Below are 10,351 nucleotides of genomic sequence, written 5' to 3'. Positions count from 1 at the left end.
GACCGGCGCGGACCGCTCCCGGTCGCATCGCGCGGACCTCCGCCGCGGTCACATCCGGCGGGCCGCTCCCCGTCACATCGTGCGGATCGCCACCGCGTCGCAGAGCCCCTCCAGGGCCGCCTTCGCCGCGCAGTCCGGCAGCGAGGCGAGCAGCGCCCGGGCCTCCTCGGCGTGGCGCAGGGTCTCCCGGCGGGCACGCTCCAGCGCCGGGTGGCGGCGCAGCAGGCGCAGCGCCTCGGCGTGCGCCTCGTCGTCGGACAGGTCCTGCTCCAGCAGCTCGCGCAGCCGGGTGTCGTCCGGGTCCGCCGGGTCGGCCGGCATCTGCTGCAGCAGCAGGGTCGGCAGGGTCGGCACGCCCTCGCGCAGGTCGGTGCCGGGCGTCTTGCCGGACTCGTGGCCGTCGCTGGCGATGTCCAGCACGTCGTCGGCCAGCTGGAAGGCGATGCCGATCCGCTCGCCGAACTCGCCGAGGGTGTCCACCAGCCACGGCTCGGCGCCGGCCATCAGCGCTCCTATCCGGCAGGCGACGGCGATCAGCGATCCGGTCTTGCCCTCCAGCACGTCCAGGTAGTGCAGCAGCGGGTCCATCTCCGGGCCGGGGCCGCGGGTCTCCAGGATCTGGCCGGTGACCAGCCGCTCGAAGGCCTCGGCCTGCATCCGCACCGCCTCCGGGCCGAGGTCGGCCAGCACCTGGGAGGCGCGGGAGAACAGGAAGTCACCGGTGAGGATGGCCACCGAGTTGTCCCAGCGCGAGTTGGCGCTGGGGGCGCCGCGGCGCACCGGGGCCTCGTCCATGACGTCGTCGTGGTACAGCGTGGCCAGGTGGGTCAGCTCCACCACCACCGCGGCCGGCACCACACCGGGCGCGCCCGGGTCGCCGAACTGGGCAGCCAGCAGCAGGAGCAGCGGACGGAAGCGCTTGCCGCCGGCCTCCAGGAGGTGGCTCGCCGTGACGGTGATGAACGGGACGTCGCTCTTGACGGCCTCGCCCAGCGCGGCCTCCACCGCCTCCAGTCCGGCCTGGACGTCCCGGGTCAGGTCGCGGTCCTGCACGCTGAGCCCGAAGGGTTCCACGACGGTCACGAAGACCACTCCTCTGTCCCTGGTCGATCTAGCGGCCTGGTCCCTGAGTGCCGCCGCTGGCCATACAGGCAGGGTATCCGGTCGCGAGTGGATCACTGCACGGGCGTGCGGATCCTGTCATGATCGGGCCGGAACCCCTGGTCAGGGCGGCTCCACGGGCAAAGCGGCGGTGGGGGCGAATTCCCCCGGAAATAAAGGCCGGAGATCGGCCCGGACATCCGGGCCGACCTCCGGCAAACCGACCGCTGACGGTCAGTACGCGAACAGCGAGGCCTTCGAGGCGAGGTCCAGGAAGTACTGCGGCAGCAGGCCCAGGGCCAGCGTCACCAGCACCCCCACCCCGATCGCGGTCGCCGTGAAGGCGCTCGGAATCGCCACCGTCGGCCCGCCCGGCTTCGGATCCGAGAAGAACATCAGCACGATCACCCGGATGTAGAAGAACGCGGCCACCGCCGAACTCAGCACACCCACCACCACCAGCGGCGTCGCCCCCCCGGCCGCCGCCGCCTGGAACACCGCGAACTTCCCGGTGAAACCCGAGGTCAGCGGAATCCCGGCGAAGGCCAGCAGGAACAGCGCGAACACCGCCGCCACCAGCGGCGAACGCCGGCCCAGCCCCGCCCAGCTGGACAGGTGGGTCGCCTCCCCCTTGGAGTCACGCACCAGGGTGACCACGGCGAACGCGCCCAGCGTCACGAAGGAGTACGCCAGCAGGTAGAACAGCACCGAGGACAGGCCCTGCTTGTTGACCGCGATGACCCCGGTCAGGATGAACCCGGCGTGCGCGATCGAGGAGTACGCCAACAGCCGCTTGACGTCCTGCTGGGTCACCGCCAGCACCGCGCCCACCACCATGGTGAGGATCGCCACACCCCACATCACGGGCCGCCAGTCCAGCCGCAGGCCCGGGAACGCCACGTAGAACAGCCGCAGGAACGCCCCGAAGGCCGCCACCTTGGTAGCCGACGCCATGAAGCCCGTCACCGGGGTCGGCGCGCCCTGGTAGACGTCCGGCGTCCAGGCGTGGAACGGCACCGCGCCGACCTTGAACAGCAGGCCCACCGCCAGCATCGCCAGGCCCGTCAGCAGCAGCGCGTCGCTCTGGGTGGTGCTCAGCTGCGCCGCGGTGGTCATCGCCTTGCCGGAGATGACGTCCGCGATGTCGCCGAGCTTCACGCTGCCCGCGTAGCCGTACAGCAGGGCGGTGCCGAACAGGAAGAAGGCCGAGGCGAAGGAGCCGAGCAGGAAGTACTTGACCGCCGACTCCTGCGACAGCAGGCGGCGGCGCCGGGCCAGCGCGCACAGCAGGTACAGCGGCAGGGAGAAGACCTCCAGCGCCACGAACATGGTCAGCAGGTCGTTGGCGGCCGGGAAGAGCAGCATGCCGCCGACCGCGAACAGGGTGAGCGGGAAGACCTCGGTGGTGGTGAAGCCGGCCCGGACCGCGGCCCGCTCCTGTTCGCCGCCGGGGGTGGCGGCTGCCTGGGCGGCGAACGCGTCGGCGGGCAGGCCGCCCGCCCTGGGCTCCAGCCTGCGCTCGGCGTAGGTGAGCACCGCGACGACCGCGACCAGCAGGATCACGCCCTGGAGGAACAGCGCCGGGCCGTCCAGGGCGACCGAGTCCATGGCCAGCAGGTCGATCCGGGGCGTGCCGTGGCCCTGCGCGGCCAGTACCACCACCGCGACGAAGGCGCCGATCAGGGCGACCAGGGAGAGCGACACCTGGGTCCAGTGCCGCAGCCGCCGGGGCACGAAGGCCTCGACCAGGATGCCGGCCACGGCGGCGCCGAACACCACCAGCATCGGCGAGAGTTGGCCGTACTCGATGTGCGGCGCGGGGATGCTGGGGGTGTTGCCGCCGGCGGCGGCGAGCACTGCGGTGGCGCTCACTTCTGCTCACCTCCTGAGGTGGCGGCGACCGGGTGGGCCGGCGCCGGGTCGGTCTCGTGGACCTGCGAGAGCGTCGCGTTCACCGAGGGGTTGACCAGGTCGGTGAGCGGCTTGGGGTAGACGCCGAGCAGGATCGTCAGCGCCACCAGCGGCGCCACGACGGCGAGTTCGCGGGCCTTGAGGTCGGGCATCGCGCGCACCCCCTCCTTCACCGGGCCGGTCATGGTGCGCTGGTACAGCAGCAGGGCGTACAGCGCGGCCAGCACGATGCCGAAGGTGGCGACGACGCCGATCGCCGGGTAACGGGTGAACGTGCCCACCAGCACCAGGAACTCGCTGACGAACGGGGCCAGCCCCGGCAGCGACAGGGTGGCCAGGCCCCCGATCAGGAACGTCCCGGCGAGCACCGGGGCGACCTTCTGCACGCCGCCGTAGTCGGCGATCAGCCGGGAGCCGCGGCGGGAGATCAGGAATCCGGCCACCAGCATCCACGCGGCCGTGGACAGGCCGTGGTTGACCATGTAGAGCGTCGCGCCGCTCTGGCCCTGGCTGGTCAGGGCGAAGACGCCCATGATGATGAAGCCGAAGTGCGAGATCGACGCGTAGGCGACCAGCCGCTTGATGTCCTTCTGGCCGACGGCCAGCAGCGCGCCGTAGACGATCCCGATCACCGAGAGGACCAGGATCGCCGGGGCGAAGGTCTTCGAGGCGTCCGGGAACAGCCCGAGGCAGAAGCGCAGCATCGCGAAGGTGCCGACCTTGTCCACCACCGCGGTGATCAGCACCGCGGTGCCGGCCGTCGCCTCGCCCATCGCGTTCGGCAGCCAGGTGTGCAGCGGCCACAGCGGGGCCTTCACCGCGAAGGCGAAGAAGAAGCCGAGGAACAGCGCGTTCTCGGCGGTGCCGGACAGCCGCAGCCTGCCGTCGGCGATCGCCGAGGTGAGGGCGGGCAGGTCGAAGGTGCCGAAGCCCTGGTCCTGCGCGATCACGTACAGGCCGATCACGGCGGCCAGCATCACCAGGCCGCCGAGCAGGTTGTAGAGCAGGAACTTGACGGCCGCGTAGGAGCGCTGGCGGGCCGAATCGGGGCCGCCGGCCCGGTCGCCGAAGCCGCCGATCAGGAAGTACATCGGGATCAGCATGGCTTCGAAGAACACGTAGAACACGAACACGTCGAGGGCGTAGAAGGAGACGACCACCATCGCCTCCACCGCCAGGATCAGGGCGAAGAAGCCCTGGGTCCTCCTGGTGTTCTCGAACGTGCCGTCGGGCGCGGCGGGCGCCGGGTCGGCGTCGTGCCAGGACGCCAGCATCACCACCGGCACCAGGACGGCGGTCAGCAGGGCCAGCACCGCGCCGATGCCGTCCACGCCGAGCGAGAAGGTGATGCCGAAGGAGCGGATCCAGCTGTACGACTCGGTCAGCTGGTAGCGGGCGCCGTGCGGGTCGAACCGCATCGCCACCACGGCGGCCAGCACCAGGGTGGCGGCGGACGCGCCCAGGGCGGCGTACTTGACGGTGGTGCGCCGGGCCTCGGTCGACCCGGCCGGCAGGGCGGCGGTCAGCACCGCGCCGGCCGCCGGGACGGCGCAGGTGGCGGTCAGCAGCACGCTCATGCGCCACCTCCCCCGCGAGTCGTGGATTCGTTGTCCATCAGAAGGACCTCACCAGGAGAGTCGAGGCGACCAGCACCAGCGTGCCGCCGAACATGGAGAGCGCGTAGGAGCGGACGAAGCCGTTCTGGACCCGCCGCAGCCGACCGGACAGGCCCCCGATGGTGGCGGCCAGGCCGTTGACGAAGCCGTCCAGGCCGCGGCTGTCGAAGTAGACCAGCGTCGCGGTCAGCGCCGAGCCCGGACGCACCAGGGCGGCGTGGTTGAAGTCGTCCTGCAGCAGGTCGCGGCGGGCCGCCCGGGTGAGCGGGGAGCCGACCGGCGGCACCACCGGGACGGGCGAGCGGCCGTACATCAGGTACGACACGCCCACGCCGGCCAGCATGCAGGCCGTGGTCAGCCCGGTGACGGTCCACGAACCGAGCGGCGAGTTGCCCTCGCTGTGCCCGGTGACCGGCTCCAGCCACTTCAGGAAGGAGTCGTTGTAGGCGAAGATCCCGCCCGCGAACACCGAGCCGAAGGCCAGCAGCACCATCGGGACCGTCATGGTCCGCGGCGACTCGTGCGGGTGCGGGGCGTTGCCCCGCTCGTCCGGCTGCCAGCGCTTCTCGCCGAAGAAGGTCAGCAGCATGACCCGGGTCATGTAGAACGCCGTCACCGCGGCGCCGACCAGCGCGCACAGGCCGAGGATCCAGCCCTCGGTGCCGCCCTTGGCGAACGCCGCCTCGATGATCTTGTCCTTGGAGAAGAAGCCGGACAGGCCCGGGAAGCCGATGATCGCCAGGTAGCCGAGGCCGAAGGTGACGAAGGTGACCGGCATGTACTTGCGCAGGCCGCCGTAGTGGCGCATGTTCACCTCGTCGTTCATGCCGTGCATGACCGACCCGGCGCCGAGGAACAGCCCCGCCTTGAAGAAGCCGTGGGTCACCAGGTGCATGATCGCGAAGGCGTAGCCGATCGGGCCGAGCCCGGCCGCCATCACCATGTAGCCGATCTGCGACATCGTCGAACCGGCCAGCGCCTTCTTGATGTCGTCCTTCGCACAACCGACGACCGCACCGAACAGCAGCGTCACCGCGCCGACCACCACCACGGCGGCCTGCGCGTCCGGTGCCAGGTCGAAGATCGCCGAGGAGCGGGTGATCAGGTAGACGCCCGCGGTCACCATCGTCGCCGCGTGGATCAGCGCCGACACCGGCGTCGGGCCCTCCATCGCGTCCCCGAGCCAGGACTGCAACGGCACCTGCGCCGACTTGCCGCAGGCCGCCAGCAGCAGCATCAGGCCGATCGCCGTCAGCTTGCCCTCGCTCGCCCCGGACGCGCCCCCGAAGACCGGGCCGAACGCGAACGAGCCGAACTCCGCGAACATCAGCATGATCGCGATCGACAGGCCCAGGTCACCGACCCGGTTGACGATGAACGCCTTCTTCGCCGCCGTCGCCGCACTCGGCTTGTGCTGCCAGAAACCGATCAGCAGGTACGAGGCCAGGCCCACGCCCTCCCAACCGAAGTACAGCAGCAGGTAGTTGTCCGCGACCACCAGCAGCAGCATGGCGGCCAGGAACAGGTTCAGGTACGCGAAGAAGCGGCGCCGGCGCTCGTCGTGCGCCATGTAGCCCACCGAGTACAGGTGGATCAGCGTGCCGACACCCGTGATCAGCAGCACGAAGGTCATCGACAACTGGTCCAGCCGGAACGAGAAGTCCGCCTGGAAGCCGTTCACCGGCACCCAGCTGAACAGGTGCGTCGTCACCGTCCGGTGCTCGGCGCCGCGGCCCAGCAGGTCGGAGAAGAGCACCAGGCCGAAGCCGAACGAGAGCGCGGCCAGCCCGGTGGCCAGCCAGTGACCGAACCGGTCCAGCGCCCGGCCGCCGAGCAGCAGCAGGGCGGCACCGGCCAACGGAGCCGCCACCAGCAGCGGAATGAGAGAGTTCACCGAAGGCCCTCCGCCTACAGCTTCATCAGGTTGCTGTCGTCGACCGAAGCGGAGTGCCTGGTCCGGAAGATGGAGACGATGATGGCGAGACCGACCACGACCTCGGCCGCCGCGACCACCATCGTGAAGAACGCGATGATCTGACCGTCCAGCGTCCCGTGCAGCCGCGAGAACGTCACCAGCGCCAGGTTCGAGGCGTTCAGCATCAGCTCCACGCACATGAACAGCACGATCGCGTTGCGCCGGATCAGCACCCCGGACGCGCCGATGGTGAACAACAGGGCCGACAGGTACAGGTAGTTGACCGGATTCACCGCAGGCCCTCCTCGTCGCCCTCGTGGTTCGCGTGGTTGGCGTTGTTCACGTGCTTCGCGCTGTTCGCGCTGTTCGCGCTGTTCGCGTGGTTGGCGTGGTTGGCGTGGTTGGCGTGGTTGGCGCCCGCCGGCTCCAGCGGCTTGCGCGCACCGGACACCGGCGGTCGCTCCGAGGACGGACGGCCCAGCCAGTTCGCCGTCGAGTTCTCCAACTCCGCCATCCGCCGCAGCATCGCCTGGCTCACGTCCCGCACCTGGCCGCGCTCGCGCAGCGTCGCCATCACCGAATCCTCCGCGACCGTGCCGTCCGGCAGCAGCGCCGGCACGTCCACCGCGTTGTGCCGCGCGTACACGCCCGGGGCCGGCAGCGGCGGCACCTGGAGGTTGTCCCGCACCCGCTGTTCCGCCAGCTCACGCTGCGTCTTCGGAGCCTTCACCCGCTCACGGTGGGTCAGCACCATCGCGCCGATCGCCGCCGTGATCAGCAGCGCGCCGGTCACCTCGAACGCCCACACGTACCGGGTGAAGATCAACCGGGCCAGACCCGGCACATTGCCCTCCGCGTTCGCCTCGGACAACCCGGTGAAGTGGTTCAGCCTCGCGTTCGCGATCCCCGCGATCAGCAGCACCCCGAAGCCCAGCCCGCACAGCACCGCCGCGAACCGCTGCCCCTTCAACTGCTCCTTCAGAGAGTCCTCGCTGGTCACACCGACCAGCATCACCACGAACAGGAACAGCATCATGATCGCGCCGGTGTAGACCACGATCTGCACCACGCCCAGGAACACCGCCCCCTGCGCCATGTAGCAGACCGCCAGCGCCATCATCGTGGCCGCCAGGCACAGCGCGCTGTGCACCGCCTTGCGCATCAGCAGCATGCCCAGCGCACCGCCGACCGCCACCACCGCGAGCACCCAGAACTGAACGGCCTCACCCGTGGAGGTCGACCCGGACACCGCCGCCAGATGTGCGATCACTGCTGCACCTCCCTCTCCCGGTCGGAAGGCTCCTGACGGACCGTCCCCGGCGCCGCCCCGGTGATCTCGCCCCGGTAGTACGCGCCCTCGTCCGCACCCGGGAAGATCGCGTGCGGGGTGTCGACCATGCCCTCCGACAGCCCCACCAGCAGCTGCTCCTTGGTGAAGATCAGGTCCCGGCGCGAGGAGTCCGCCAACTCGTACTCGTTGGTCATGGTCAGCGCCCGGGTCGGGCACGCCTCGATGCACAGCCCGCACAGGATGCAGCGGGCGTAGTTGATCTGGTACACCGCGCCGTAGCGCTCACCCGGCGAGTAACGCTCCTCGTCCCGGTTGTCCGCGCCCTCCACGTAGATCGCGTCGGCCGGGCAGGCCCACGCGCACAACTCGCAGCCGACGCACTTCTCCAGGCCGTCCGGATGCCGGTTCAGCTGGTGGCGGCCGTGGAAACGCGGGGCGGTGGGCTTCTTCTGCTCCGGGTACTGCTCGGTGAGCCGCTTCTTGAACATGGCCTTGAAGGTCACGCCGAAGCCGGCGGCCGGGCCGAGGATCGACGGCCGGTCGGCCCGCTCGGCGCCCGTCTGGTCGGACGACATCTCGGATCAGCTCCCTTCGGAATGGTCGGCCCCGTTGAGGGCGTCCTGGAGTTGCTTCGGCGCCCGGCTCGGCCTGCGCGGCACCGGCGGAAGCACCTGGCCCGGCAGCGGCGGCACCGGATAGCCGCCCGCCATCGGATCGAACCCGGCCTCGGGAGGCGCCCCGTCCCCGGCCTCCTCCGGCTGCTTGCGCAGGAAGTCCCGCAGCAGCGCCAGCAGCAGGATCACGCCCACCGGCGCGCCCACGTACAGCACCACCTCGCCGAAGCCGTACCCCTCGTTGCGCAGCGCCCGCACGCTCGCGATCAGCACCAGCCACACCAGCGAGACCGGGATCAGCACCTTCCAGCCCAGCTTCATGAACTGGTCGTAGCGCAGCCGCGGCAGCGTGCCGCGCAGCCAGATGAAGAAGAACAGCAGCAACTGGATCTTCAGCGTGATCCACAGCATCGGCCACCAGCCGTGGTTGGCGCCCGCCCAGAAGGTCGACACCGGCCACGGAGCCCGCCAGCCGCCCAGGAACAGGGTCGAGGCCACCGCGGAGACCGTCACCATGTTCACGTACTCGGCCAGCATGAACATCGCGAACTTCAACGACGAGTACTCGGTGTTGAAACCGCCCACCAGCTCGCCCTCGGCCTCCGGAAGGTCGAACGGCGCCCGGTTGGTCTCACCGACCATCGCCACGATGTACACGATGAACGACACCGGCAGCAGCGCCGCGAACCAGGTCGGCTGCTGGTGCGCCACGATCTCCGACGTCGACATCGAACCCGAGTAGACGAACACCGCCGCGAACGACAGACCCATCGCGATCTCGTAGCTGATCATCTGCGCGGACGAACGCAGCCCGCCCAGCAGCGGATACGTCGAACCCGACGACCAACCGGCCAGCACGATCCCGTAGATGCCCACCGAGGCCGTCGCCAGGACGTACAGCAGCGCCACCGGGAAGTCCGTCAGCTGCAACGGCGTCCGGGTGCCGAAGACCGACACCTCGTTCCCCGCCGGACCGAACGGGATCACCGCGAACGCCATGAACGCCGGGATCGCGCAGACGATCGGGGCCAGGACGTAGACCACCTTGTCCGAGCCCTTGACCACCAGGTCTTCCTTCAGCGCCAGCTTCACCCCGTCCGCCAGCGACTGCAGCATCCCCCACGGGCCGTGCCGGTTCGGCCCGATGCGCAACTGCATCCAGGCCACCACCTTGCGCTCCCACACGATCGCGACCAGCACCGTCAGCACCAGGAACGCGAAGCAGAACACCGCCTTCAGCAGCACCAGCCACCACGGGTCCTGCCCGAAGAAGTGGAGCGTCTCGTACGGCTGCGGAGTGGTCATCGGTCCTCCCCTTCGCCCTCGGCCGCCGCCACCGGGGCCTGCTCGGCCGCGGCGATCGTGACCAGATGGCCGACGGTCGTACCGAGCGCGCTGTACGCGCCGCCCGGCGTGGAGTTGAGCGGCACCCAGACCGTCCGGTCCGGGACCGAATCGGTCACCACCAGCGGCAGCACCAGCGAACCGGCCGGACCGGTCACCCGCAGCGCGGCCGCCCCCTCGGCGCCGATCTCCCTCGCGGTCTCGACGGAGACCCGGGCCACCGCCTCGTGCCGGGTGCCCGCCAGGTGCGGATCGCCCTCCTGCAACGAACCGTTGTCCAACAGCTGACGCCAACCCGCCAGCACCGCCTGACCGGAGGCCGGCCGCGGCAGCACACCCGGATGCGCCGCCGGCGCCGCCGCGCGCTCACCCCGCCACGGCCCGAAGCGGTCCAGCTCCAGCCGCGCCGCCCGCACGTCCGCCAGCCCCAGCCGCCGCCCCATCGCGTCCGCCAGCATCGCCAACACCCGGAGGTCCGACTGGAGATGACGCCCCATCTGCTGGTCCGGCTTCAACGCGGCCTCGAACATCCGCACCCGGCCCTCCCAGTCCAGGAAGG

9 protein-coding genes are annotated in these 10,351 nt (G+C 70.4%); all 9 read right to left on the bottom strand.

The annotated features are described in order from the left end of the window. Nucleotides 1-72: 72 nt before the first annotated feature. The gene (locus J0670_RS18195; RefSeq protein ID WP_207812663.1) at nucleotides 73-1,083 is read right to left on the bottom strand and encodes a polyprenyl synthetase family protein; all 1,011 of its coding nucleotides are present in this window, start codon (nucleotides 1,081-1,083) and stop codon (nucleotides 73-75) included. 252 nt (nucleotides 1,084-1,335) lie between these two features. After that, nucleotides 1,336-2,973, bottom strand: coding sequence for an NADH-quinone oxidoreductase subunit NuoN (gene nuoN, locus J0670_RS18190; RefSeq protein ID WP_207812662.1), 1,638 nt, complete (start codon nucleotides 2,971-2,973; stop codon nucleotides 1,336-1,338). Next, nucleotides 2,970-4,589 (bottom strand): NADH-quinone oxidoreductase subunit M, encoded by a 1,620-nt coding sequence (locus tag J0670_RS18185; RefSeq protein WP_207812661.1) that lies wholly within the window; start codon nucleotides 4,587-4,589, stop codon nucleotides 2,970-2,972. Before J0670_RS18185 ends, nuoN begins: the two co-directional genes overlap by 4 nt. Nucleotides 4,590-4,626: 37 nt before the next feature. Further along, nucleotides 4,627-6,522 (bottom strand): NADH-quinone oxidoreductase subunit L, encoded by a 1,896-nt coding sequence (gene nuoL, locus J0670_RS18180; protein WP_207812660.1) that lies wholly within the window; start codon nucleotides 6,520-6,522, stop codon nucleotides 4,627-4,629. Between the two features lie 14 nt (nucleotides 6,523-6,536). Then, nucleotides 6,537-6,836 (bottom strand): NADH-quinone oxidoreductase subunit NuoK, encoded by a 300-nt coding sequence (nuoK, locus tag J0670_RS18175; protein WP_188309222.1) that lies wholly within the window; start codon nucleotides 6,834-6,836, stop codon nucleotides 6,537-6,539. After that, nucleotides 6,833-7,810 (bottom strand): NADH-quinone oxidoreductase subunit J, encoded by a 978-nt coding sequence (locus tag J0670_RS18170; protein ID WP_207812664.1) that lies wholly within the window; start codon nucleotides 7,808-7,810, stop codon nucleotides 6,833-6,835. The genes nuoK and J0670_RS18170 overlap by 4 nt, the downstream gene beginning before the upstream one ends. After that, a complete protein-coding gene (gene nuoI / locus J0670_RS18165) occupies nucleotides 7,810-8,409 on the bottom strand; it encodes an NADH-quinone oxidoreductase subunit NuoI (protein WP_207812659.1) in 600 nt (199 codons plus the stop codon). Before nuoI ends, J0670_RS18170 begins: the two co-directional genes overlap by 1 nt. 6 nt (nucleotides 8,410-8,415) lie before the next feature. After that, the gene (gene nuoH / locus J0670_RS18160) at nucleotides 8,416-9,753 is read right to left on the bottom strand and encodes an NADH-quinone oxidoreductase subunit NuoH (protein ID WP_207812658.1); all 1,338 of its coding nucleotides are present in this window, start codon (nucleotides 9,751-9,753) and stop codon (nucleotides 8,416-8,418) included. Beyond that, nucleotides 9,750-10,351 (bottom strand): molybdopterin dinucleotide binding domain-containing protein (locus J0670_RS18155; protein ID WP_374223122.1); only part of this gene is annotated, 602 nt, incomplete at its 5' end. The genes J0670_RS18155 and nuoH, both read right to left, overlap by 4 nt.

It is taken from the genome of Streptomyces sp. FH025, from assembly GCF_017427025.1.
Classification (GTDB): Bacteria; Actinomycetota; Actinomycetes; order Streptomycetales; family Streptomycetaceae; genus Kitasatospora.
The sequence above is the reverse complement of the archived record's forward strand: the minus strand, read 5'-3'. Positions and strand labels throughout refer to the sequence as shown.

Bases quoted from the DNA above. Each gene is read 5' to 3' on its own strand.
- J0670_RS18185 (WP_207812661.1), bottom strand. From the start codon at position 4,589: ATGAGCGTGCTGCTGACCGCCACCTGCGCCGTCCCGGCGGCCGGCGCG.
- nuoI (WP_207812659.1), bottom strand. From the start codon at position 8,409: ATGTCGTCCGACCAGACGGGCGCCGAGCGGGCCGACCGGCCGTCGATC.
- nuoH (WP_207812658.1), bottom strand. From the start codon at position 9,753: ATGACCACTCCGCAGCCGTACGAGACGCTCCACTTCTTCGGGCAGGAC.